The sequence below is a fragment of the Ruminococcus sp. OM04-4AA genome (assembly GCF_003462585.1).
GTDB lineage: Bacteria > Bacillota > Clostridia > Lachnospirales > Lachnospiraceae > Mediterraneibacter > Mediterraneibacter faecis.
Map to the genome: position 1 here is coordinate 22,607 of NZ_QTZH01000017.1, position 24,600 is coordinate 47,206.

Consider the following 24,600-nt stretch of genomic DNA (forward strand, 5'->3'; position numbering starts at 1 on the left):
AAAATAACAAATTACATATAATCAAACTTCTTCCGAAGATATATTCTGAGTAGCATGATACCCATATTAATGAGTATAAATAGCAAAATCAAATTCACCGGCAGATATTTTCTAGTTACATCCCCAAGCACTGCTATCCCTGAAAGGCTTCCAATCAAAAACATTTGTGAAATTTCGTTCCACATTTTTTTGTATTGTTTTATTGTTTCCATAATTATCACCATTATGATTCCCATTATGAAAAGCACAGCTACGATTGCCAGAATCCTGATAACCCATACTTCCCCACCTGTATATGCTATTTTCTGGTTAAATCCATTATCATAAGTTGGATATACCAGCCATTTACAAAATCGAACATACCACATGAATGGAGCCATAAAAAAATCTATGAAATCATGTTGAAAAGCACCATTCTGTAGAATTGCAAACAGGACTACCGTAATGTATCCCATTCCCCAGAAATATTCTATAGACTTCATGCTTTCCGTTCTGTCCTTTACTTCTTCTTTCGCTTTACGAATTTCCAGCTCAGCACGTTTCTTTTCGTTACGGGCTTTGGATTCTGCCTGCTCTATCTTTTTCTCTGCTTCTTTTTGTTTCTTCTGTGCTTCATCTACTGCTTCAACAGATGATTTATTAACCTGTATCTGCAATTTAGAGTTCTGGTCCCGAACGTCTTTTATTTCTTCTTCGAGCTGCTCTTGCTCGCTCCTGCTCTTCAAGCCGTTTCTGTTCCTCAAATCGTCGTTGTTCTTCTGAAGCGATTGATTCAGCTTCTGCGTTTCGGACAGTTCGGTTGTCAAACGATGAATTTCGTCGTTTAATTTCCGAATTTCGTCTTGCATTTCGTGATTCTCGAAGAATAGCTTCTGTTTTTCCATTTTCAGCTTGTGTGTCCTTTCCTGAAATTTCTGGATAAACTCGTTCATCTTCTGATTTCTCACCTGTAACTCGTCTCTCTCTTCCGTCACTAGCTCCAGTGACGCCGCCTGCTCCTTCGCAAGCTGCTTCCACTTGTCGGTAGTATCCGGCAAGTTCTTCATCTGATCTGCTGTCTCTGTTGGCTGAATCTCTGGCTTTTTTCCTATTTCCATTAAATTCATTCTCTAGTCCCTCCTTGCTGATATCCAAATGAAATGTTTTGAACAGATTACTGTCACGTACTTTCTTTCCCTCTTGGTTCTGAAAAGTAATGTGCTTCCGTTTCTCTGTCCAGTTTACGTTCCATCCGAACTGCTTCATTTTTTCTATAAACTTTTCTTTGCTGATACAATTTTCCAGTGCTTTTAACACTGCCATTGCACAGTCCGCTACAAAGCTATCCTTTACCTGCTGACGGAACAGATTATATTTGTCTTTGCTCCATGCAATGACTTCCCCTTTTTCAATCTGACTTCCATCAAAATGCTTTCCTTTTTCGGCAACGGTCAGTCCTCGTTCCCGGCACATCTGATTGGTAAGCTGTTTCATACGTTCCAGATCTTTTCTGGTGTTATGCAGCTTTCTCCCATCTTCATAACTCACTGAATTAGTAACCAAATGGCAGTGGATATGGTCTTTATCCTTATGCACAGCCACTAAGGTCTGGAATCCACTGAACCAATTTTCTGCAAACTCTTTTCCAAATTCAAATGCCTGCTCCGGGGTGATCTGCTCATCCTTATGCCAGGAAATAATGTTGTGGGCATACATTCTCCCTGTATCTTTATTCCACATCTTCTTTTCTTCCAAAAAGGTTCTGTACACCAGATCATAATTAATTTCATTGTGACAGTACGGGCCTGTTATATAAGTAAGCAGCTCACTTGTCTTGTCCTGTCGTAAAACATATTCAATACAATTTCTCATTGCTCCATGTGTATTTGTCCGCTTATTAATCGTCTTATTAACTGCCATATCCTTTCACTCTCCTTCCGATACTTGAGAATATTTTTATTGAGGAAATACAACATACTGTCGTTTGGGATTTCTCCATCTGTATGCAGTTTTCTTGCAATCTGGTTGATATTTGTCGTAGCTCCCCGGAGCTGACAAAGGATATCCGCAAACATCTGGTTCAGTCTTTTCAGTTCTTCTATTTCCTCTGCCGTTGCTATCTTCAAGTCTGCGATTGCTTTTATCACAACTTCCTGCTGTGTTCTTCCGGATTCTTTAACCTTGCTCTGAAACAAATCGTATTCCTCTTTATTCATCCGTATGGTTACTGTATGATTTCGTTTTCTCATAGGCTTTTGTCTCCTTTCATTGCTTGATTTTCATTCTTTGTTAACAGCCACAGCGTTCTGGCGGCATATTGGTAGGAGATTTATAAGAGAGTGCAACGCTCTCTTATACAGGTGCAGGACAGCGTCCTAGTCAATCAGTAAGTGTTCCGTAGGAATGTCCGGTGGACATTTCGCAGGAATACTTACGCCATTGACGTGCCGGGGTTCCAAGGGGCGGAGCCCTCTGGCAAGTTTAGGAACAGCCCAAAGGCTGGCTCCGGTGCATAGTGGCTTGCCACTTTGCGAAACTTGCCTGTCATCTCCCCACCACTGAACTAGCACCAGTCAAGTAACATTTTTCCTCTGCGTTATCCAACCTAAATAGAGATGACGGTGGTTTTGTGGTGCAGGAACTGACTGTGGAAGAAAGAGAAAAGCTCCCCTTTCGATAGATTTTCTCTTTCTGAAACAGGCTGTTCGTGCATCACTCCGATGCGAAGTATCGGACAATCATGTGCCGTATCCGGCACTCTATTCTTTTCTTCACCTTGCTTGTTCCATCCACCCATCTACCAACGCTTTTCTGTTATATTTTCCTGTTATTTCTGTCTTTCTTTTACTGGATCTCTTTCAAGCTCTGCTAAAAGACATAAAAATAGCAGTCATAAACATTTCTCCAATTCATAATGTCTGAAATATCACCACTGCCATTGTCTTTTTCTGCTATTCTGTTTTTGTAAAGCTGTTCCTTACTGTCAATCTTATTCTCTGTTACTGTTATTCTGCAGCCAACTAAAAACTATCTGCAAAATCCAGTGCTGCATCCATATCAGCTTCTTTCTCCCAGTCCAGATTATCTTCTGTAATCTCTCCATCCTTTTTTTCCATTGTTAGTATTCTGTCCGACAGCTTACTTTCTCCTACCGATTCTTTTACAAACGGTACAAGCATTTCCATCAGATTCTTCGCTATAGCCATCGGGGCAGATTCTTTCACTCCATCCCGGACAGCTGTTTCCACTCTTTCCAGAAAAGCATCTTCCTTTTCTCTGGTTTCCAGATACGGATCTGCTTCATTCCTGTACTCTCTGGAAAAATAATCGTTTAAAGCAACTACAACTGCTCTGGTGTACGATTTATATTTTTCCCTGTCCATCGTCTGCAAATATTCCCATGCCTGCCTGTCCTGTTCATCACAAAGATTCAAACGGATATTTGTGTTGATGATTTTCCGTTCTTTTCTCATACAAGCATCCCTCCGTTTCTCTGGATTTTCCTTACGGTCATTGCTTCATAGCCTTTCGCTGTGGCACAGATGTCCCGTACAATTGTCACCCGGCTCTTGTCATATTCTCCAAAATTCTGGATCATACAACCGCCACCGCCGACCACATACAGACGCATCAGTTCTGGATATATTCCCGTTCTCTCAGCTTATGGAAAATTTCTTTCGTATAATCTCCGGCAGCTTTACGAATGACTGTCAGATATTTCTCACCAATATCTGCTGTCCCGGTACGGATCACCTGCTCAATCACCAGATCGTCCACCACTGTTCCCAGTTCTTTCAGCAGGGATTCCCTTACAGCAAGCACACACTGATGCGTTCCATATTTCTCTGTAAAGCATTTCTTCTCTAATGGACGGGAATTATTGATATACATAATATTCATAGTTCCATTTCCAATATCTGCCAGCATATTGATTCCTTTGAAATCCTGTAAGCGGTAGAAGGCTGCTGCAAATCCCTGTGGGTAAATATCAGCTCCTGCAAACTCTACATGGTAGTCTTTGTTACGGAATGTAAAATCCACACTTTCATTCTGGAGAAGATATTTCTGAAAGTCTTCTTTCTGTGTAGCTACCCAGGTAAGGGGAAGTCCGGCTGCGATATGTACCGTTGCCCTGTTCATACCTTTCCCATCAAGTTCTCTTGCGATAGCCGCCAGTGTCAGCACATAATAGTCCTCATCCTGCGTTTTCTCTGCACAGAACTCCTTGTGTTCCTCTCCGATCTGGTAATACATGCCATTGTAAACAAGAAGATTATTCTGAAAGATTGGCTCCTTGTCATATCTGGCTACACCGGATGGAAAGCATCTGGTGGCAGTTTTCATGTTTCCATAACCATGATCAATCCCGATCACCATAACTGTTTCATTATTGTTGTTTTTCATCATTCTCATAATCATACCTCACACTTTCTTAATTTTTATTTTTTTACTTTTTCCCAAATTCGGGAAAAACCTATATTTGTATCAGCTAAAACGTTGATACCTGAAAAAGGGCAATCAGTGTAAAAAAAGCAAAATTTTATGTACTCTGGCAGCTATCTTTGTTATTTTTCCTGCTCCGGTAACATTTCTTTTTGCTTATTTTGCCCTAAATGCCCTTAATTCCCTGATTCATATTTAATTGTAACTGTTTATAATCTATATCTGTTTCTTCAAAAGGTATTCTTTCTTCTGGATCTACAGGACAAAAATCTTCTTCCTTAACTGCAATATCCTGATAATAGAACTCACCATTGTACTGCTTCAGAAGGAAACCTTTATCTGTCATATTCCTGAAAAAGTTGGATTTACCATGCCCCTGTCTGCCATTCTCTTTGCAGTATTCCTCATACATATGGAACACTTCACTTCGTTTCAGACGTTTCCCTTTGGCACGCACCAATGACTCATCAATAAAAGCACAGATACTATCTGACGTCCGTTGCACTTCTCTTACACATTCTTTGCTGTGTTCGCTCTCCGTGAACTTTCCCTGTTCGTACAGATTTTTCAATGCAATCATCGCCATATGAATTGCATAATCGGATTCTGCCTGTACCTTTTCCTTTAAGTGCAGATCTTTTTCAGCACTTTTTACTACTCGGTTCATATCAAGAATCAGTAGTCTACGATAAAAAGCATCTGATTTATCCTCAAGATTCTGCGGCATTTCATTGGTAGAAAAAAGTAGCTTCGCATAAGAGTGAAAATGGATTGCATCCTGCCCCTTTTTCTCATAGATCAGTGTATCTTCACCGACTGCTTTCTTTAATACATCTGTGTTCTCCATTGCTTTACATGGAATATCCGCACAGGCATTTAGTAGCTTTCCGTACATTCCAGTCGCATAGAATCGTTTGTTCAAATCCTGTAAAGAAATGCTGGACATATTGGTGATTCCAACCACATACTGGATCAGTGATACTGCCACAGACTTTCCGGTTCCACCATTTCCTTTCAGTGTAAGGAATTTCTGAAACTGCGTATCCTGTGTCATGCAATATCCAAAATACTCCCAGAATGTCTGCTGTTCTTCTTTATTTGGAAGAGACGATGCAAGATACTTTTTGATATTTTCTCCACCTTGTAACACCTGCTCACAATCCTCTGGATAATAGGGAAATGGAATCTGATTGATTGTCAGATAATCCGGATTGTGTTCCAGCATTTCACCCGTAACCGGATCATAATATCCATTTTTGAAGTTGATCCACCTCACAGGTTGTTTATTTAGTTCATATGCCTCTCGGTGAACTTTTGGCTGTGCGATCAGCAGATTATAGATTCTTTTGATCACTCCACTCTGTACCTGGTCACGATAGATCAGCTTCTGGATACGGTATTTCATTCTTACCCCATCATGGTCTTCCAGGAAAACACCATGCTCATAATAATACGGTGTGATTCCCACCACAAAAAACTGAACATTCTCCACCAGGTAATCTACAATCTCCATATCCCGGACACCTTTCACATTTCCTTTTGCATCAAATAAGTGAAAACGGCTCAGTTCCGGTTCTTCTTTCGGATCTCGCTCAAACCGAAGAATATACTTTTCCAGTAATTTCTCAACTTCTTTCTGATTATCCAGTTTGCCAAGGTACTCCTTCTCTTTGAACAACTGCCAGCCCACTTTTCCATCAAGACCAGCGTCTTTGAAAAATGTCTGTAACTTATCATTCATCCACTTCACCGTACAGGCAGTCACATAATGATAGGCACTCTGACAGCTTCCAGTAAACTGAATAGATCTCATTTCCTCTATAAAAGAATCTGCACTGAAATAATATCCATCATCTTCCTGCACCAGACAAAGTGCCTGATAACCTGACATCACAATATTCAATGCGATATCCTGATTGTCCACCAGAAAAATATAGGTCTGTGCTGTCCCTTCCGGATTGGTTTCCATATAATGCTTCAAAAACTTCTTGTTCAAACTTATCACTTCCTTTCAGACAAAGAAAAAGACGCAAGCCATATTTTATGACTCACGCCTTACTTCACTCACAATATTCTATTTTTATCAGTTACCTGCCAGATTGGTTACTGGCAATTCTTATGCATAAATCAATTCTTTCAAGATAATCTCCTCTGCAATCGCTCTGTGCTGATTAGCTGCTCTTACCCATGCCATCTGATCTTTCTCCTTATCTGGCAGTGGTTCTTTTTCTTCCAACTGCTCCAAGATTACTTCTTCCCGTTCTCTTGCTGCCTTGTCCACTTCCAGAAGATGCTCGCCAATCGTATCCTGTAAAAGCATCACCTGATACGTTGAGTTTCGATGGTTCTTCAGATAATCTCTGCGAAGAAATCCATATTTGCCAAGTTGCTCCATCTGCTCACCGGATTTATAGGTGAGATTCGGAATCAGGTATCCATTTACATTTGTATAAGTCAGTTTCATATCCCTATGACCTCTCTTTCGTTTAAACTTTTATCTGTAACAGAACCAACTGTTCATGTTACGTTATTGCTACAAATCTTTCTTTCCATATCATTTTGAATCCAACCCGGGCAGATTTTCTTCAAAATCATGGTAAAAGTGCTTCGTTTCTGTGTTGGGAAAATGAACGGAAACACTTGATTTTACTGACTTTCTTCAATGTAACCTTATTATAACGTCCTCCCCATACCCCAACTCCCCATTCGGCCACCTCTCATACCCCGGAATCTGTCTCGCCCCTCTCCGCAAATATGCTTTCACTTTCTCTCCATACAGATACGGATCATTCCCTTTCACAATCCCCCACTCCATCAAAAGTGCCGCGCTTCCTGTAGCAAATGGTGTTGCAAATGAAGTTCCGGTGAACTCTGCATATCCTCCGCCTGCTGCAGGAGCCATTACCCTCACACCCGGAGCAGCCAGATCAGGTTTGATTGCACTTTCCCCCTCGTATATCTGTGTCGGTCCTCGTCCGGAGAAGTCTGCATAGGAAAAGGTCAATGCATTATACGCTGCCACAGTAATAACAAGCGATGCAGTAGAAGGTATCGTGAGTGTTGTGGAACTGTCTGGTTTTAGAAATGCCGTACCGATATTAAGTGCATTCTGTACCGGAAGCCACATTTGCCACAACTTATCCACAACCCAGTCTGGCATCATCTGTATTTTCCACACTCCGGCTGTGACAAATTCATTTTGTGGTAGAAAACTAATATAAATTTCCTGGCGAACACTATATGGTTTTGGATCTCCATAGTAAACCAGGAGTTCTGTTTCACCAATCTGTATTCTTTGTGTTCCTTCTTTTTCTTCCAGTCTGCCGGAATGATTTCCGGATGGATCGACAATTGTAATTGCGACTTCATCGACATAGGATTTCCAAATTTGCAAACTGAATGACTTCTCCCTCTGCTGTACTGCAAGTTGAACTTCTGTCATCATTCCTTTTCTATATTCACCTGCCGCATGTCCCGCAGTCGTTCCTTCATTTCCACTTCCTACACAAATCACATTCTTCCAACGTTCAGATACTGTATTCAAATATCTTTCCAAAAGACTTGTTCCATCATGGGAACCATATGTATTCCCAAAACTGATATTGATTGCCACCGGTTTTTTTAACTCTTCCGCTTTTCTTACGATATAATCCACACCTCGCATCAGCTGGGTAGTTCTTGGGAATCCTGTTTCCCCTGCTCCCCCCATCTTTACAATCAGCAGCCCTGCTTCGGGTGCAGCTCCTCGATATTTTCCATTCTTACTACCTCTTCCATTTCCAGCCGCAATCCCGGCTACTGCTGTTCCATGTCCACTGGTATCACGGCTTGGTACTATGCGATACCTTTCTTCCCTGACTTCCATGCGTAGTGCTTCATTTATCTGTTCTGAAGTGAACTCTGTTCCGATATGATATCCTTCCGGCGGTTTACCGTTTTGTATCGTCTGATCCCATAAAGCAAGAATTCTTGTCGTTCCATCTGCATTTCTAAAATCAGGATTTTCATAATCAATCCCACTGTCTACAATTCCGATCAATACGCCCTTTCCCAGCAGTGGAAACGACTGTTTTTTCTGCTGATTATCCTCTCCCCCCTCTTGCCCAATCGAAGAAAAAGAAGGCGCAGCCTGTACTTCATCAATACAGGACACACGCCTTCCATTCTCTACTTGAAAATATAAACTTTTTGGTTTTTCTATAAATTCTACTTCAGGAAATGCTGCCAGTTCTTTTATCTGACTTTCTTTTATTTGGATAATGGCATATCCACCTGTCAGTTCCGTCACATAAACAGCTCGTGTTCTTACTCGCTCTAACGTCTCGGAATACTTCACGATCAATTCCCATTCTTTTTCTTCCGGATCATACCCGATATCCAGATTCTCGCTTTTCTGACGTTCTTCTTCTGTGATATCTAATGCAAGATTCAATTGATTTTCTATTTTCTGGCTCATGAAAGCTGCAACCTTACTTCATCTCTTATTTCTATGTTTTATGAAGTAATTCAGCAGATTATTCCATTTCCATCTCTAAGACAACCACCTCACAGCTTTTCAGATTCAGCCTCTTCTTTGTATAATTTACTGTCTCGTCCTTCTGATTCGACAACAATACCTTTTTCACATCACCTTTTAACTCAATGTCTGCTGCATCTGTTCCGAAATTAGCTGCAACAAGAATCCATTTCGCTGCGTCTTTTCGATAAAATGCCTGGATGTGATCCATTTCTTCATATTCCGGAATGAATTCTCCATAAGTAAATACATTTTTAAATTCATCTGATTTACGCAATGCAATTAACTTCCGATAGTAATTCAGAACAGAATCCGGATTGTTTTCCTGATCTTCGACATTGATCTCTTTGTAATCAGGATTTATCTTTAACCATGCAGTTCCTTTTGTAAACCCGGCATTTTCCTCACTTGTCCATTGCATCGGTGTTCTCGCATTGTCACGGCTCATCCGATTACAAACTTCCATTGCTTCCCGGTCGGATAATCCGGCTTCACGGGCAATCTGATACTGGTCTTTTGTACTGATATCATCGAATTCGTCAATGCTGTTCCACTTCGCATTTTTCATGCCTATTTCCTGTCCCTGATAAATGAAAGGAATTCCTCTGAGAAGAAGATTGACCGTAGCAAGCATCTTCGTTCCCTCCGGAGTCTGGGCATAAGCCGGAAGAAATCTTGACACACCTCTCGGTTCGTCATGATTCTCTATAATATTTGCTTTAAATCCATACTTCTGTGTTTCTATCTGAGACTGAAAGATTGCTTTTCTCCATTTAGAAAATTCCATCTTCGGAGCATCATACCATCCATGTTCTCCATCGCTGAGGCAATGTGCACTAAAGTCAAATATTGTTGAGAAATGTCCGTTTTCTCCAATAAATTCCGGTAATTCATCCGCTTTCATATTGAAGACCTCTCCTACTGTAAATGCATCGTATTTTTGGAATGTATTTTTCTTTAAGTCTTCCAGAAGTTCTCCAACACCATCTACACTTTCAACCATTTTCCAGCAGCCGGCCATGCCATCTGCCCCGTCCGGTTCAAAATCAGGAAATTTCAGATCTTTCTTGATATTAATGATCGCATCGATTCGAAAACCGGAAAGTCCCTTTTCCAGCCACCAGTTGATCATATCATAGAGTTTCTGTCTTAATTTCGGATTCTCCCAGTTCAGATCCGGCTGTTCCTTTGCGAACATATGAAAATAATATTTATCCGTTCCCGGCACCGGTTCCCAACAGCTTCCGCCAAAATAAGAACGATAATTACTCGGCGGATTTCCATTCTTTCCTTCTCGGAAATAGAAATAATCCGCATATTCTCCTTCCGGATCCGCTAATGCTTTCTGAAACCATTCATGTTTATCAGAACAATGATTGATTACCAGATCCATGATAATATGCATGTCTCGCTTTTTTGCTTCCGCCAGCAATTCATCAAATTCTTCCATCGTTCCAAATTCTTCGGCAATTGCATAATAATCTGCAATGTCATAGCCCTGATCTACAAATGGTGATTTATAGATCGGTGATAACCATATAATATCAATTCCAAGCTTTTTTAAATAATCCAGTTTCGATATGATACCTCTCAAATCTCCGATTCCATCTCCATTTGTATCAAGAAAACTCTTCGGATATATCTGATATGCTACCTTGTCATGCCACCACTTTTTTTCCATATTATCATCCTCTTTCATATCATTTTATTTGCCACTCACTGATGTAACCGTATTGCCAGTTCCCATCTTCTGTATTATACTGCTATTATATAATTGTATTCGTATGAATTCTTGCATTATTTTTTCATTGTATAACACAATACTGCTATTTTAGGAGGTGGCTCATATGAACGTTCCACATTCACTCATATTAGAGCAAAAAGAAAATGCAAAACATGGAGAAGTATTCTTTCCGATCCAAAAATATATTACAAAACTTAACTTAAATTCCCCGGTCATTATGACTCACTGGCACGAAGAAGCGGAACTCACTTTGATAACAAAAGGTTCCTGTATTTATCAAATTGATTTAGTCGAGTATGAAGTAAATGAAGGTGATCTGTTATTCATTCCACCACTGCTTTTACATTCGATCCGCCTGAATGGAACTGATGATTTCTGCTCAGAAACCTATGTGTTTCATGTTAACTTTTTAGGGGGAAATGCAACAGATATCTGCTCCACCCGTTATCTTACACCTATGATAAATCATGAATTGACCTTGCCTTATCATATTTCATCCACACACCCTGCACATCATTCTCTTCACGAATGCTTTATAAAAATAGCTTCACTTTATACGGAACAAGCATTTGGATATGAAATTGCCCTGAAATCAGTCCTGTTGCAGACACTGTTTCTTCTACTTCAATATAGCACCACGGAGTCTGCAACTATTTCTACTTCTTCAGATAAGCTGAAAAATGTGCTCGATTATGTCGATCTCCACTATGCCGAGCCTCTCACGATTTCTGAACTCGCAGAACTTTGCTATTTCAGTGAATATCATTTTATGCGTTTTTTCAAAAAGCATATGAACATGACCTGTATCCAATATATTAATAATGTCAGACTTGAAAAAGCAGTAGAATTATTTGAACATGGAGAGACCTCTATACTAGAAGTCTCTCTGTCTGTCGGATTCCATAATCTGTCTTACTTTCACAGAGCCTTTAAAGCAAAATATCATATGACACCATTCTCTTTTATCAAAAGACTGAAAAAAAGCAGCGACTGAAACTTCTGTTTTCAGCCGCTGCTCCTATAAATTCAATCTTCTATTTTTTCCTTCTTCGTCTCTTCTTGATCAATTTCCGGATCAAAACAACCAAAAGGACAATGATTAAAATAAGAACCAGAACGATACCAACGATCATCACTGAGAACTTATTTGGATTCTTCACCAAATCGATAATATTTCTGCTGTCATCTACAACTTTGCGTCCATGTGTCGTCTCATAATATTCCGGTACATTTGGAATTCCATTGCCATCTGTATCATCAAAAGACTGCATATATCTGGCGATCGCATCCCATGCTTTCAGCTCCTTGTCGCCTTCCATGATCGCCTGATTTTCCAGGTCCTCAATTGGATTGCCATCCTTATCCTTTGGCTCAATTGCCAGCAGACCATAGGACATTTCCATTACAGAGCCAAGCATCTGCCCGGTATAAAGATCCGTCACGACACGATACAGCTGATCATCCTGAATCTCGATCCTCTCTCCATCTTCTCTTGTCAGATAACAGTCTGTTACTTTGTTCAGGATCATTCGATGCGGATTGAATGTGAAATTCAGTCCGCTGCAATATAATCTTGCAGTTGTCATAAAATCGGAAACCGAAGCGTCTACTTCTGCTGCCAGCTTCAGTTCTTTTCCTGTCAGGTAAACATCAATCAGCGGATATCCTGCCAGTCCGTCTTTTCCTATTCCAAGTGAAAATGAATTATATACATCTTCTACAGTGATATTTCCTTTCGTATATGTGTCGCGCACACAGCCGCTTGGAACAACAGCTACATCCACCGGCGTTCCATTATAGTCTTCTGAATGCTCTACAGAATAGATATACGAATCAGACATAATATCTCCAAGATTCAGTTCTTCATGCTTCGTCTCCATTTCTCCGAGACTGTTGAATTCGACATCATTCTCGGCAAGAACTTCATCTCTTGTATATCCGAAATTCGTCAGATAATTAGTATCTACTGTATCCATCAGCGCATCGATCCGCTCTTGTGTCGCCTGATCCGGCTCAATATCTTCAGATACCGGAATCAACTCATAGGAAGTCATCTCCCAACGACCATCCTGTTTCTGTGTCATGGAAAGTGATCCAAGATTTCTTGCGTATTCTCCACAGGATACAATGTAAGTATTTCCGTGCTGAATAGGCTCTTTTAACTCGGTATGTGTATGTCCGCTGATGATCAGATCAAGATCCGGTACTTCCTTTGCAAGGATCTCATCTTCTGATTTTTTCTCGTCCTCCCAGGTTCCGCTGTGAGACACACAGGCAATCATATCTACCTTTTCATTCTTCTTAATCTCTTCTACCGTTTTCTTAACTGACTCAACCGGATCTTTAAATAATAATTCACAGGTTGGTGCACATTTCAGGGCATCTACTCCAAACACGCCCACTACGGCGATTTTTACATCACCTTTCTGAACAACCACATAATCCTTTACGCCATAGTTTTCAAATGCTGACTGGAGCTGTTTCTGACCTTCACTCAATCCGTTCTTTTCCATGCTGTCCCAGTCTACATTGCACACAACAAGACTCGGTAGCGTCTCACCGGAATTCTTTGCCGCTGTCAGCATATCTACCAGACCCTTCGAGCGATAATCAAATTCGTGATTTCCAAAGGTTGACACATCGCATCCCAGATATCCGAGCATCCTAAGTTCTGCTGCTTCGGTATCATAAACGGTCTGGATCAGCGTTCCCATTGAAAAATCACCGCCGTCCAGTATCAGTGTATCCGGATTCTCTTTCTTCCTCTCGTCAATCAGAGTCTTTAGCTTCGCAAATCCGCCGACTTCTTTCTGTTCTCCATCTACAATTGTTGAAAAGCTGTTTAAATGAGAGTGTGTGTCATGCGTAAACAATACATCTAACTGTTTGCTTTTTTCTGCCGCTTCTGCCGGAATATTCATTACAAATGGAAGGAGCATTGTAATGATCAGCAAGAATGCCAGAATCTTTTTTCCTCTTTTCATAAGTTCTTTTCTCCTCTCAAAACTCGTGGTCACTGGGCTGAAAGCCCCGAAACTACGGTATTTATTTCAGCGACTACATATAGTCGCTGTAGTTACTTATATTCTGTCAGTTCCTCATAATCAAGATCTTCAAAATTAATTGCAATAATCTGCTCTTCGTCCACGCCATGCTGTTTTAGATAATCCTGATAAATCTCCAATAGTATTGATTTTCCACATCGTCTCACCTATGATAATGTAAAAAGCAATAATATTCAATAGTTTTTGCATCGCAATGTAAAAACTATTGAATATTATTGTTTTTTGCATTCTATTAACTTTTATAGATTCTATTATTATTTCTAAAATTTTATAATTTTATTACTAGACTAAGGCAAATCGATTTTATTTTCTCTTAATTGCATTCCTTTGCATTCAGTGTTAGAATTTATATTATTGCTCTAAGATTTTTTACTGCAAAAATAAACAGGGATAAAAGGATAAAGATACTATGTTTCAGATTTTTGTTGACTCGGCAGCCAATCTGCCGGCTGTAACTGCAAAACAATACGATATTAACGTGATTTCTTTCGTCAATCTTGTTGACGGCAAAGAGATTACCTGTTTTGACCCGGATCTTTCACCAGAGGAAGAACGTCAGAAAGGAACCGAATACTATCAGGCCATGAGCAGGGGCTGCGAAATCAAAACCGGACTGATCAGCACTGCTGCCTTTGAGGAAGCATTTCGAAGCGCACTCGAAGCAGATCAGGATGTATTATATTTCTCACTGAGTAAAAATATCAGTGGTACTTACAATTCCGCAAGATTAGCTTCGGAAGAGCTGTTAGATGAATTCGGAGATAAGCACAAGATTCGTCTGGTCGACTCTCTCAATGCCTCACTTGCCCAGGGAATCCTTGCCGTCTATGCAAGCGAGATGCGTACCAAAGGAATGTCTGTGGATGAGGTCGCTGATACTCTGGAATATTATGTTGGAAAAATGAACGGAGTCTTCACTGTCGGGGATTTAAAATATCTTTCCCGCACCGGAAGAATCAAAGGAAGCGTTGCCACCATCGGAAATGTTCTTAAGATCAAACCAATCTTACGTGGAAACAAAGATGGTTATATCGTTTCTTACAAGAACTGTCGCGGACGTAAATCCGCACTGAACGAACTGGTCAATCTGGTCTGTGACAACATTGTAGAGCCAGAAAAGCAGATTCTCGGAATCGCACATGCAGATGCATATGAAGATTCGCTTTACATCATGGACAAGATCCAACAGAAAATCAAAGTGCGTGATTTTATAAATACTTCTTATGATTTCTGTACCGGAAGCCATGTCGGACCGGATACGATTGCACTTTTCTTTATTGGGAAGGACAGGGAACTTTCATAAAGTATGTAGATAATAAAAGAGGAACAAGCCCATTGGCAATACACATGCCACCTGCTGTTCCTCTTCATTTATAAATCTGCCCGTTTTTTCAAAAACTTCTGAAATGCCTCATTGCCTAAAATCCAATGTGCAAATCAAGAAAACCAGGAAGAAAATATCCCTGTGGGTGCTTACATACCGGACATAATGCGGGTGCTTCTTTCCCTTCGTAGATGTGACCGCAATTTGTACAGATCCATTTTTTTGTTCCATCCGCATTTTCACACATATAAAACGTATTATTCTCCAGGCTGTCTGCAATCTTACGGAATCTTTGGCTATGTGCTGCTTCTATCTCTGCAATCTGCTGAAATGTTGCTGCTGCCTCAAAGAATCCTTCCTGTTTCGCTACATCTGCAAATGCCGGATACACATCCTTCGCCTCTTCCTGCTCATTATGTTCTGCCGCACGCAACAGCTGAACCAGCGTCTTCGTCTCATCTACCGGATAACTTCCATCAATAAAGATATTCGTTCCTGATGCTTCTTTTAACAATTCATAGTATCTTCCCGCATGTGCCCGCTCCTGATCTGCTGTGTATAAGAAAATGTCTGCAATTGCAGGTTTTCCTTCTTTCCGTGCCTGCTCCGCCGCAAATGTATAACGGTTTCGCGCCTGTCCCTCTCCTGCGAACGCACGCATCAGATTTTGTTTTGTCTTGCTTTCTGAAAATAAAACAGCCATGTCATATACTTCCTTTCTTCAAATCTTCTACTCTTTTCTAAAAGCTAAATTCATCCAAATCAGTATATGCCATGACTGGTTTATTAATTCACCTGTCCCAAATATTTCTTATTTAGTTAAATCCGATCAGTCTTCTCGCAACCGTATACGCAAGTGAAGACACTCTTCTTCCTGATCTTCCCGGAAGATTCATCGTCTGTCCAAGAATTCCATAACGGATCTTCATATAAGTCCTATAGTCTTTTTTCTTCAGATAAGCCCACAGTTCTTTCTTCTTCTCAAGATTCTCCTTCTTCTTAGAGCGAATACATAGAATAGAAGAAACTGTCATCATGATTGCCAAATAATTCACCATATATTTTCTCAGCTTCTTGCTTCCGATCAGACGAAGCTCATACATGGAGATCATTTTCTTCGTTACGAAAAGCTGCTGGTCGATTCTGCTGATCATCACCTTCTCATTGACTGACTGATCCTCACGTCCGATGAAATATCTGTAAAGATCTACATTCATGTAATAAAGTGTACGTACATGTGGCAACGGATAATATACATAAATATTATCTACATAAAATGTATGCTTCGGTAATTCCAGCTGACAAAGCTTAAGCATCTCTGTACGGTAAATTACAGAATGCATCAAGATATACTGATCCAGACGGAAACGTCCGATATCCTCCCATTTAAAAATCTGATTCTCCGGAAGAACGTTATCGTAACGAATGACTTTCTTATGCGTCATGCCAACCTTCTCATATACATAGTTCGCAATGACCATATCTACTTCAGACTCATCTTTTACAAATCCTTTGACTGTGTCAAGAACCTTTAACAGTGCTTCCTCGTCTACCCAGTCATCACTATCTACAACCTTAAAATACTTTCCTGTCGCATGCTCCAGTCCACAGTTCACTGCATCTCCATGTCCACCGTTCGGTTTCGCAACTGCTTTTACGATCGTCGGATATTTTTCCTGATATCGCTCTGCGATTTCCTGAGTTCCGTCTTTTGAACCGTCATTCACTACAATGATCTCAACATCCTCGCCCCCAACAAGAATGGAATTGATTGCCTTTTCCATATATGCTTCTGAATTGTAACATGGAATTGCAAATGAAATATATTTCATTGTTTAACCTCCATTTTTTAATGCCCGCCTACGGCGTCGCTTCCTTTTCTTTTACGCTCATTATATCATCTTTTCGACTTCTTGTTGTAAATTTTCTTTTTTTCAGCTATAGTAATAACGAATCGTCAATATATTATTGAGCTCTTATCATATATTGACAACAGAAATCGACTATCTCAACTTAAACCAAAGGAGAAACTTTATGAAGAAGAATGCAATCGTCGGACAGTCCGGCGGACCAACCGCAGTTATTAATGCCAGCCTTTATGGGGTTGTTTACGAAGCACTGAATCGTGAGGATGTCATCGGAACAATTTATGGAATGATCAACGGAATCGAAGGTTTCCTGAACGAGAATATGATGGATATGAAACCTTTAGAAGCGAACGGTGAGCTTGAACTGATCAAGACAACACCGGGATCTTATCTTGGTTCCTGCCGTTACAAACTTCCGGAAGACCTGACAGACGCTGTCTATCCGCAGCTCTTTGAAAAATTTGAGAAGTACAATATCGGTTACTTCTTCTACATCGGTGGAAATGATTCCATGGATACAGTAAGCAAGCTTTCCCGCTATGCCGAGACTGTAAACAGCGAGATCCGTTTCATCGGAATCCCTAAGACGATCGACAATGACCTTGTTCTGACAGACCACACACCGGGATTCGGAAGTGCTGCCAAATATGTAGCGTCCACAGTCCGTGAGATTGCGATCGACGCTTCTGTTTATGATAATAAAAAATCCGTTACGATCGTTGAGATCATGGGACGTCATGCCGGATGGCTGGCCGCTGCCAGTGTCCTTGCCCGTAAATTTGAAGGCGACAATCCGGTTCTGATCTATCTTCCGGAAGTTGCATTTGATCAGGAACAGTTCCTTGCAGATGTTCAGAAAGCTTTCGAGCATACTTCCAATCTGGTTGTCTGCATTTCCGAAGGAATCAATGATGGAACGGTAAGTTTGTCTGCGAGCTTGCAAGTGATGTAGGCGTAGATACATTCGGACATAAAATGCTGACAGGTTCCGGAAAATATTTGGAAAACCTTGTAAAAGACCGCCTTGGCGTGAAAGTTCGTTCCATCGAGCTCAATGTCAACCAGCGTTGTTCTTCCGCTATGCTCTCTGCGACAGACGAGAAAGAAGCGATTGCTTCCGGTTCTTTCGGTGTGCAGACTGCACTGAAGGGAACAACAGGAATGATGATCGCCTTCCACCGTACAGACGATGCGGATTACCACATTACTTACGCTCCAGAAGATGTAAATCTCATCTGTAATCAGGAGAAAACAGTTCCTTTAAACTGGATCACAGGAAATGGTTCCGATATCGGACAGCAGTTCATTGACTATGCACTGCCTCTCATCCAGGGTTCTGTAAAAGTACCGGAAGAAGGCGGACTACCGAAATTTGCTTATAGAAAGTAATTATATCAAAGTCTTAATATAAGAGAGAACAAAACAGAGAGAATACGTTTGTAACTTGCGTATCCTCTCTGTTTCGTTTTTCAGAGTATTCTTCTTAACTATTTTTCAGCACACATTACTTTGCAGCTCGCTCAGCCAGCAGATTCTGGATTTCCTCTCTTGTAGGCATTACGCGCAGTGCACCTTTTCTTGTTGTGATCACAGAAGCTGCCGCATTTGCAAATGTCAGCATATCTTTCAGGTTTTCTTCCTTTAAGTCTTCCATTCCATGTTCACAGATATAATGCAATACACAACCGCAGAATGTATCTCCGGCTCCTGTTGTCTCAATTGTATTTTTCTGAAGGAACGGTTTTACCTCTACAATGCTTCCGTTATAGTATGCACGGCTTCCTTCTTTTCCCATAGATACAAGAATCAGCGGAATCTGATATCTTTCTCTGATCCAGTTTACACCTGCAGTATAATCCTCTTCACCTGTCAGCCACTGAATCTCATTGTCAGAGATTTTAAGAATCTGGCAATGTCCGAGACCGTATAACACCTGCTCTTTTGCCTCATCCAGTGAATTCCAAAGTGGAGGACGTAAGTTCGGGTCAAAAGAAATAATCGCACCGGACTCTTCCGCAATACGAATGGCTTCTTTTGTTGCTTCGCGCACTCCTTCATGTGTCATAGACAATGTTCCGAAATGGAAGATCTTTGTTTCTTTGATAAGTTCTTCACAAATCTCTTCTTTGTTCAGCATCATATCTGCTCCCGGATTACGATAAAATGAAAAATCTCTGTCTCCGTCCGGATAAGTATGTACCATAGCAAGTGTTGTATGGATTTCTTTATCTGTGCATAATCCGGATGCGTCGATCCCAACTTCTGTAATTGCATCTCTTAACTGCTCTCCGAAAAAATCTTCACCTACTTTTCCGATAAATGCTGTCTTATGTCCTAACTTTGTCAGCATCGCAAGCACATTACACGGTGCTCCTCCTGGGTTTGCCTCAAAAAGAGGATTTCCCTGATTGCTCTTTCCGTTTTCTGTAAAATCAATCAATAATTCTCCAAGTGCTACTACATCATATTTTTTCATTTTCTTCTCCATTCTGCTGCCAAAGCGACAACATTTTTTCTATTTTCAACAAATTTCTATTTTTTCACACACCATCTGTACTGATAAGGATTCATCCATACCGAATTCATCTCCAGTTTTTCTCCTGTAAATAAATCTTCATATTCACCTTCCAGACAATTCAGCCAGGCATTCTGTCCATACTCCGAGAAATTAGCCAGACAGATCAGTTCTTCGCTCCCTGCTGTCCTTCTGATTGCAAAGACTGAAGAATTTCCTGTATCCCATGTAGAGATACCGGCAGTCTCTCCAAAGCAATTTTCCTCACGTCTGAATTCTTCCATCTGTTTCAAACCATTCCAGATCGCATACTGTACAGTACCTGGTTTTTTTCTCTTCTCTGCATTCTCCCACTGGAACGGACTTCGATGCAGATATCGACTGTCCGCAGCAGTATCCGGGTTTTTCTTATAATTGTAATCATTGACCTGACCGATCTCATCTCCGGATGAAAGCATCACAAAACCTTCCATGCTCATACATGCCGCATGCATCATCAGCACTCTTTGGATTCCCTGTTTCACCTGCTCAAGATCTCCTTCAAATCCACCTTTTTCAATTCCACACAGACTTGCCGTTGTTCCACAGCTTCTGGCATCTTTGGTCACCGGATCGTAATTATAGAGCTCTCCACGAGCAAAGCTGTACGGATATGTCCCCTCAAAGAAATGATATAAATATTCCTTGTGCTGAATCGGATCTATCTCCAGCTTCTTCTCCTGCTCTTCATCCAGTCCCCAGCCGATATCATCATGACAGCGAAGGTAATTGACAAAATAGCAGTTCTTCGGAAGACTGTGAATCACATCCATCTGATGCTTCAGCATTCTTGTGTCCCTTGTAGCCAGTGCTGCCCACAGATTCACCATACTGGAAACACCGTATAACATATGGCATTCCGGCTCTTGCTCTGTTCCAAAATAAACCGGAAGTTCTTTTGGCTCCATAACAACCTCGCCTTTTAAGATCACACCCGGGCAAACCATTTCAAGGATCATACGCAGCATACGGACGATACTATGAACCTGCGGAAGATTTCTGCAGTTGGTTCCCAACTCCTTCCAGATATACGGAACTGCATCAATACGAAATACTTCCACTCCCATATTTGCCAGATACAGGATGTTTCCTATCATTTCATTAAATACTTTCGGATTGTGATAATTCAGATCCCACTGATAAGGATAAAATGTTGTAAGCACATGTCTGTGCATCTCTTCACACCATGTAAAGTTGCCCGGCGCAGTTTCCGGGAACACCTGCGGCATCGTCTTCTCAAACTGATCCGGAATCTCGCGTGTCTCATAGCACTGATAGCGATCCATATATTCCTGTTCGCCTCTCTTGGCTCGCATCGCCCACTCATGCGTATCTGCTGTATGATTCATAACAACATCCAGACACAGACTGATTCCGCGTTTTCTCAGCTCTTTTGTCAACTTTTCCAACTCTTCGTTTGTTCCAATTTCAGGATCTACCTGTTTAAAATCCTCTACCGCATAGCCACCGTCATTATATGGATGCGGCATCTTCAGAAGCGGCATCAGATGAAGATACGTGATCTTCTGCTCAGACAGATAATCCAAATGTTCGATCACACCACTTAATCCACCAGCAAATAGCTTCGGATACATCGTTATCCCAAGCATATTTCTGTTTCGATACCAATTCGGTTCTTTTTCTCTTTTATTATCTAACCGTCTAAGTTCAGCAGGTCTGTTCTGATAAGCCTCTTCCAATGACTGCATTAATTCTTCATAACATTGTTCATTATGATACAACTGCATATATTTTTCGTGCAGTTCGTTTTCATGTCTTTTTCTTCTTACTTCTATCATCAATACTATACTCCTATACTACATAAGGGATTCCTTAATCAGGAATCCCCTTATCATTATCCATGCATTTTCAATCTCAACGTATATTTATCATGTAACTTCTATACCAGATCATATTTCACTACATCGATTTTAGCTGCACCATCAGCAAAGAATGAAATTCCGTTTGCTTCCTGTTCTGTAAACATAACAGCAGACATAACCTGCTCGCCATCGTTAATAAATACTTCTGCGCTGAATCTGTCCAGAATCACACGAAGCTTTAACTCATTGGCATCTCCATTTACCAGACATCTTCTCTGATGAACCAGTGCTCGTTCGGTTCCTGAAAATTTTCTGTCAATTTTCAATACAGACTCATACGGGCGGAAGCTCAATTCTGTATGGAATTTCTCATTCTGTGCAAAACGTAATGCGAATTTCTTATATACATTTTCTTTATCTTCCGGACGTATCACGAGTTCCATGTCGATGGTTCGTCCTTCGACGCGATCTAATGTGATCGTATCATTATCTATTACTACATCGTTGTACTCAACTCTGTTTTTGCGCAGTGCATCGAGTTCTTTGATTGGAGTTTGATAAAGTCTTCCGTTTTTCACAGACAATTCTCTCGGCAGACTCATTTGCGCAAACCATTTTGAGTCGTTACAACGATGAGCAAGCGTATCCCAGTTCTGCATCCAGCCGATCATAATTCTGCGGCCATCCGGTGCTTCCACTGTCTGCATTGCATAAAAATCAATTCCATAATCCACAGACTGATTGAACTGCTCTTTTAAGGTATATGTATCCTTGTCCATTTCTCCTATGATACATAAAGTGCCGTTTCCGCTATGATATTCCAAGCCTTCCGGCAACATATCCTGCGGACTTGTCAGGAGAACGTGTTTTCCATCCAGTTCAAAGAAATCCGGACACTCCCACATCTTTCCAAAACGTTTCTTATTTTCTGCAAGGATGCTGACAAATTCCCAGTCAAATCCATTTGCACTTCTGTAAAGAAGAATCTGTCCACTTCCGTCTGCCGGTCTGCTTCCGATCACACAATAGAAGTTTCCATCTTTTCCTTTCCAGATCTTTGGATCACGGAAATCCACTTTACTTGCACCTTCCGGAAGATCCTTTTCTGTCAAGACCGGATTCTTCTCATACTTCACATAATCTCTTCCGTCTCCGACAGCTACCGCCTGTGTCTGTATATCTCTTTTACTTCCATCTTCTAATGTTTCATGATCTACGGCTGTATACATAAGCAATTGTCTGCCATCATCCAGCTCTATTGCGCTTCCTGAGAAACAGCCAATCTTATCGTAGTCTTCATCTGGTGCAAGAGCTGCCGGGAGATATTCCCAATGCAATAAGTCTTTACTTACCACATGCCCCCAATGCATACTGTCCCAATGTGTATCGTATGGATTATACTGATAAAATAAATGATATTCTCCCTGATAATATGAAAATCCATTCGGATCATTCATCCAGCCTACATACGGACTCACATGAAAAGCCGGTCTGTCTTCTGCTTTTATCTGCTTTCCCTGTTCATCTTCATATTTTCTAGCCTTTTCTAACATCTCACTCATGCAAATTCTCCTGTTGTTCGTATCGTTATTTTTCTTCACTTAATGACTTCTGATACTCATCAAAGTACTTCTGTTTAATTGAAAGATAATCTGAAAGCCCATACTGTTCCATTTTCTTTAGATAGGATCCCACTCTTTTTCAATTCCTCCATTCAGGATCCAGTCTGCTTTCTTCTGTTCTGCATATTTTTTTATATCTGTATCGTACTGAGATACTTTATTCGTATCATCAATGCTCATGAAGACATTTGGATAAACATATTTACTGTTCATATCCTGTAAATAAGTTTCATGCATATTATCCAAACGCCATTTTGCATCTTCTGGCTGTGTTACATATACATCATAATATTCATTTAAAACTGCAAGAGGGCCATTTACCGATTGTGCCTCACGCACTTCTACCGGAGACTGTGTTCCAAGATCCATATGCTTTAGCATTTCTCCACCATCTTTGTTTGTGGACAGTTCAAAAATGTTAAAGGAGTCCTTTTCTCCATAAGTTCCCCAGTTATTCTGTGGTGATTGAAGTGGTGCATACATCTGATCAATCCATGCAGCAGCAAGTGCTGTATTCCGACAACTTGACGTAAGAACACATCTTCCACGGTCAAATCCACTTGTTTCACTGTTGTTCTGTCTCGTGATATTTCTCATGCCATTCGGTCCCGTCAGCGCCGGTAGCATCACATAATCTTCATTGTTATCAATATTTGCAATGTCCCATGTGAAACAGAGACCGTATCGATGGTTCTTACCTTTTGCTACATAGGTGGACCACTCTTGTGTAAATGCTTCTGGGTCAACTAAATCCTCTGTCACAAGTTTATGTAACCATTCAATTCCTTCTTTATAACCTTCCTGAACAGTTGTGTAAATAACTTTTCCTTCATCCGTTACAGCGAAATGATCTCCCGTATCTCCATAACCTTTTCCAAATCCATTGATTAAAATTGCCGGATCTTGGTCTCCGTTATTGATAATAAATGACATTGGAATCACATCACCTTCGATTGAAAATTCTTTTTCAAGTTCATCTGCATGATCACGGAATTGAATCAATACCTGTTCCAATTCATCTGTTGTTGTCGGAATCTCAAGTCCTAGATAATCCAGCCATTTTTTGTTAATATATGGAATATCTCCGATTGCCTGAATGGCTTCTTTCCCGGCTCCAAGCTGTTCAATCCAAGGGAATGAATAAATATGTCCATCTGGTGCTGTACACATTGTCCTATATTCTGGATATTTTTCAAATACTGCCTGTAAATTCGGCATATATTTATCTATCAGATTTTCTAATGGAATAATGATACCCTGCTTTGCATAACGCAATAGATCATAATCACTCATTCCTGCATTGAATAATCCGTCCGGTAGATTTCCGAATTGAGCAAGTGCCAGATTTTTCTTATCTGAAAACTGATCCGATACAAAACAAGTCCAATCAATATGAACATTCGTCTGCTCTTCCATTCTCTGAAAGATTACTCGTTCATTTGGCTCCTGTGTTGATGTAGCCGGTGCACTTGTAATAAAGGAAAGTTCTGCAGTTTCCTTCAATGGAAACTGCACTTCCGTTGCAGGTGTATCCGGGTTGATTTCAGCTTCAAGCTGCTGCTCTTTTCCACAACCTGTAACTCCCACCAGCATCGTCAGAGATAGTACAATCGCAAGTAATGCATTTACTTTTCTTTTCTTCATATCTGTATCATTCCTTTC

Annotated in this window: 20 protein-coding genes and 1 pseudogene; 4 read left to right on the top strand and 17 right to left on the bottom strand. The window is 40.7% G+C overall.

What is annotated here, in order from left to right; translation table 11 throughout:
* Positions 1 to 11: 11 nt before the first annotated feature.
* The 10 genes and pseudogenes from DXB52_RS07025 to DXB52_RS07075 all read right to left on the bottom strand — a co-directional run bounded on the left by DXB52_RS07025 (position 12) and on the right by DXB52_RS07075 (position 10,619).
* Positions 12 to 656 (bottom strand): DUF6040 family protein, encoded by a 645-nt coding sequence (locus DXB52_RS07025; protein ID WP_118106838.1) that lies wholly within the window; start codon positions 654 to 656, stop codon positions 12 to 14.
* 1 nt (position 657) lies between these two features.
* A complete protein-coding gene (locus DXB52_RS07030; RefSeq protein ID WP_227189164.1) occupies positions 658 to 1,899 on the bottom strand; it encodes a relaxase/mobilization nuclease domain-containing protein in 1,242 nt (413 codons plus the stop codon).
* The gene (locus DXB52_RS07035) at positions 1,848 to 2,228 is read right to left on the bottom strand and encodes a plasmid mobilization protein (protein ID WP_172675350.1); all 381 of its coding nucleotides are present in this window, start codon (positions 2,226 to 2,228) and stop codon (positions 1,848 to 1,850) included. The genes DXB52_RS07030 and DXB52_RS07035 overlap by 52 nt, the downstream gene beginning before the upstream one ends.
* 356 nt (positions 2,229 to 2,584) lie before the next feature.
* A complete protein-coding gene (locus DXB52_RS07045) occupies positions 2,585 to 2,776 on the bottom strand; it encodes a hypothetical protein (RefSeq protein WP_118106839.1) in 192 nt (63 codons plus the stop codon).
* 223 nt (positions 2,777 to 2,999) lie between these two features.
* Complete coding sequence (locus DXB52_RS07050; RefSeq protein WP_002578410.1) at positions 3,000 to 3,452, bottom strand: hypothetical protein; 453 nt, start codon at positions 3,450 to 3,452, stop codon at positions 3,000 to 3,002.
* A pseudogene (locus DXB52_RS07055) lies at positions 3,449 to 4,392 on the bottom strand (ParM/StbA family protein). The gene DXB52_RS07050 and the pseudogene DXB52_RS07055 overlap by 4 nt, the downstream one beginning before the upstream one ends.
* Positions 4,393 to 4,588: 196 nt before the next feature.
* Positions 4,589 to 6,418, bottom strand: coding sequence for a DNA primase family protein (locus DXB52_RS07060; protein WP_243153595.1), 1,830 nt, complete (start codon positions 6,416 to 6,418; stop codon positions 4,589 to 4,591).
* Positions 6,419 to 6,538: 120 nt separating this feature from the next.
* Positions 6,539 to 6,886: a TnpV protein gene (locus DXB52_RS07065; protein ID WP_015541855.1), complete on the bottom strand. Its 348-nt coding sequence runs from the start codon at positions 6,884 to 6,886 to the stop codon at positions 6,539 to 6,541.
* A gap of 195 nt (positions 6,887 to 7,081) precedes the next feature.
* A complete protein-coding gene (locus tag DXB52_RS07070; protein ID WP_118106840.1) occupies positions 7,082 to 8,878 on the bottom strand; it encodes a S8 family peptidase in 1,797 nt (598 codons plus the stop codon).
* A 58-nt stretch (positions 8,879 to 8,936) separates the two neighbouring features.
* A complete protein-coding gene (locus tag DXB52_RS07075; protein WP_118106841.1) occupies positions 8,937 to 10,619 on the bottom strand; it encodes an alpha-glucosidase in 1,683 nt (560 codons plus the stop codon).
* A gap of 166 nt (positions 10,620 to 10,785) precedes the next feature.
* On the opposite strand from DXB52_RS07075, the gene DXB52_RS07080 reads away from it, so the two are divergent.
* Entirely contained in the window at positions 10,786 to 11,676 is an 891-nt protein-coding gene (locus DXB52_RS07080; protein WP_118106842.1) for an AraC family transcriptional regulator, read from the top strand.
* Between the two features lie 40 nt (positions 11,677 to 11,716).
* On the opposite strand, the gene DXB52_RS07085 is transcribed toward DXB52_RS07080, so the two are convergent.
* Positions 11,717 to 13,666 carry a bifunctional metallophosphatase/5'-nucleotidase gene (locus DXB52_RS07085; protein WP_118106843.1) on the bottom strand — a complete coding sequence of 650 codons (1,950 nt, stop codon included), beginning with the start codon at positions 13,664 to 13,666 and terminating at the stop codon, positions 11,717 to 11,719.
* Between the two features lie 490 nt (positions 13,667 to 14,156).
* Between DXB52_RS07085 and DXB52_RS07095 the strand changes: the two genes are divergently transcribed.
* Complete coding sequence (locus DXB52_RS07095) at positions 14,157 to 15,050, top strand: DegV family protein (protein WP_117827552.1); 894 nt, start codon at positions 14,157 to 14,159, stop codon at positions 15,048 to 15,050.
* 115 nt (positions 15,051 to 15,165) lie between these two features.
* Here the strand turns inward: DXB52_RS07095 and rbr are convergent, their stop codons facing one another.
* Both rbr and DXB52_RS07105 read right to left on the bottom strand, forming a co-directional pair.
* Positions 15,166 to 15,774, bottom strand: coding sequence for a rubrerythrin (rbr, locus tag DXB52_RS07100; protein ID WP_117835231.1), 609 nt, complete (start codon positions 15,772 to 15,774; stop codon positions 15,166 to 15,168).
* Positions 15,775 to 15,886: 112 nt separating this feature from the next.
* Positions 15,887 to 16,903 carry a glycosyltransferase family 2 protein gene (locus DXB52_RS07105; RefSeq protein ID WP_118106844.1) on the bottom strand — a complete coding sequence of 339 codons (1,017 nt, stop codon included), beginning with the start codon at positions 16,901 to 16,903 and terminating at the stop codon, positions 15,887 to 15,889.
* Positions 16,904 to 17,105: 202 nt separating this feature from the next.
* On the opposite strand from DXB52_RS07105, the gene DXB52_RS16885 reads away from it, so the two are divergent.
* Both DXB52_RS16885 and DXB52_RS16890 read left to right on the top strand, forming a co-directional pair.
* Positions 17,106 to 17,891: a diphosphate--fructose-6-phosphate 1-phosphotransferase gene (locus DXB52_RS16885; protein WP_472520015.1), complete on the top strand. Its 786-nt coding sequence runs from the start codon at positions 17,106 to 17,108 to the stop codon at positions 17,889 to 17,891.
* A 23-nt stretch (positions 17,892 to 17,914) separates the two neighbouring features.
* On the top strand, positions 17,915 to 18,328 hold the full coding sequence (locus DXB52_RS16890; protein WP_472520016.1) for a hypothetical protein: 414 nt from the start codon (positions 17,915 to 17,917) through the stop codon (positions 18,326 to 18,328).
* 115 nt (positions 18,329 to 18,443) lie between these two features.
* Here the strand turns inward: DXB52_RS16890 and DXB52_RS07115 are convergent, their stop codons facing one another.
* From DXB52_RS07115 to DXB52_RS07130, 4 genes are all read right to left on the bottom strand, one after another.
* On the bottom strand, positions 18,444 to 19,427 hold the full coding sequence (locus DXB52_RS07115) for a carbohydrate kinase family protein (protein WP_472520017.1): 984 nt from the start codon (positions 19,425 to 19,427) through the stop codon (positions 18,444 to 18,446).
* Positions 19,428 to 19,471: 44 nt separating this feature from the next.
* Positions 19,472 to 21,292, bottom strand: a complete 1,821-nt coding sequence (locus DXB52_RS07120; protein WP_118106846.1) for an amylosucrase — start codon at positions 21,290 to 21,292, stop codon at positions 19,472 to 19,474.
* 101 nt (positions 21,293 to 21,393) lie between these two features.
* On the bottom strand, positions 21,394 to 22,878 hold the full coding sequence (locus DXB52_RS07125) for a glycoside hydrolase family 32 protein (RefSeq protein WP_117960773.1): 1,485 nt from the start codon (positions 22,876 to 22,878) through the stop codon (positions 21,394 to 21,396).
* 117 nt (positions 22,879 to 22,995) lie between these two features.
* Positions 22,996 to 24,582 carry a type 2 periplasmic-binding domain-containing protein gene (locus tag DXB52_RS07130; RefSeq protein WP_472520018.1) on the bottom strand — a complete coding sequence of 529 codons (1,587 nt, stop codon included), beginning with the start codon at positions 24,580 to 24,582 and terminating at the stop codon, positions 22,996 to 22,998.
* Positions 24,583 to 24,600: the final 18 nt, after the last annotated feature.

Bases quoted from the DNA above. Each gene is read 5' to 3' on its own strand.
- DXB52_RS07065 (WP_015541855.1), bottom strand. From the start codon at position 6,886: ATGAAACTGACTTATACAAATGTAAATGGATACCTGATTCCGAATCTC.
- DXB52_RS07085 (WP_118106843.1), bottom strand. From the start codon at position 13,666: ATGAAAAGAGGAAAAAAGATTCTGGCATTCTTGCTGATCATTACAATG.
- DXB52_RS07115 (WP_472520017.1), bottom strand. From the start codon at position 19,427: ATGGAGAAGAAAATGAAAAAATATGATGTAGTAGCACTTGGAGAATTA.
- DXB52_RS07130 (WP_472520018.1), bottom strand. From the start codon at position 24,582: ATGAAGAAAAGAAAAGTAAATGCATTACTTGCGATTGTACTATCTCTG.
- DXB52_RS07080 (WP_118106842.1), top strand. From the start codon at position 10,786: ATGAACGTTCCACATTCACTCATATTAGAGCAAAAAGAAAATGCAAAA.
- DXB52_RS07105 (WP_118106844.1), bottom strand. From the start codon at position 16,903: ATGAAATATATTTCATTTGCAATTCCATGTTACAATTCAGAAGCATAT.
- DXB52_RS07050 (WP_002578410.1), bottom strand. From the start codon at position 3,452: ATGAGAAAAGAACGGAAAATCATCAACACAAATATCCGTTTGAATCTT.
- DXB52_RS07035 (WP_172675350.1), bottom strand. From the start codon at position 2,228: ATGAGAAAACGAAATCATACAGTAACCATACGGATGAATAAAGAGGAA.
- DXB52_RS07030 (WP_227189164.1), bottom strand. From the start codon at position 1,899: ATGGCAGTTAATAAGACGATTAATAAGCGGACAAATACACATGGAGCA.
- DXB52_RS07045 (WP_118106839.1), bottom strand. From the start codon at position 2,776: ATGGGTGGATGGAACAAGCAAGGTGAAGAAAAGAATAGAGTGCCGGAT.
- rbr (WP_117835231.1), bottom strand. From the start codon at position 15,774: ATGGCTGTTTTATTTTCAGAAAGCAAGACAAAACAAAATCTGATGCGT.
- DXB52_RS07125 (WP_117960773.1), bottom strand. From the start codon at position 22,878: ATGAGTGAGATGTTAGAAAAGGCTAGAAAATATGAAGATGAACAGGGA.
- DXB52_RS07070 (WP_118106840.1), bottom strand. From the start codon at position 8,878: ATGAGCCAGAAAATAGAAAATCAATTGAATCTTGCATTAGATATCACA.
- DXB52_RS07120 (WP_118106846.1), bottom strand. From the start codon at position 21,292: ATGATAGAAGTAAGAAGAAAAAGACATGAAAACGAACTGCACGAAAAA.
- DXB52_RS07075 (WP_118106841.1), bottom strand. From the start codon at position 10,619: ATGGAAAAAAAGTGGTGGCATGACAAGGTAGCATATCAGATATATCCG.
- DXB52_RS16885 (WP_472520015.1), top strand. From the start codon at position 17,106: ATGAAGAAGAATGCAATCGTCGGACAGTCCGGCGGACCAACCGCAGTT.
- DXB52_RS07095 (WP_117827552.1), top strand. From the start codon at position 14,157: ATGTTTCAGATTTTTGTTGACTCGGCAGCCAATCTGCCGGCTGTAACT.
- DXB52_RS16890 (WP_472520016.1), top strand. From the start codon at position 17,915: ATGCTGACAGGTTCCGGAAAATATTTGGAAAACCTTGTAAAAGACCGC.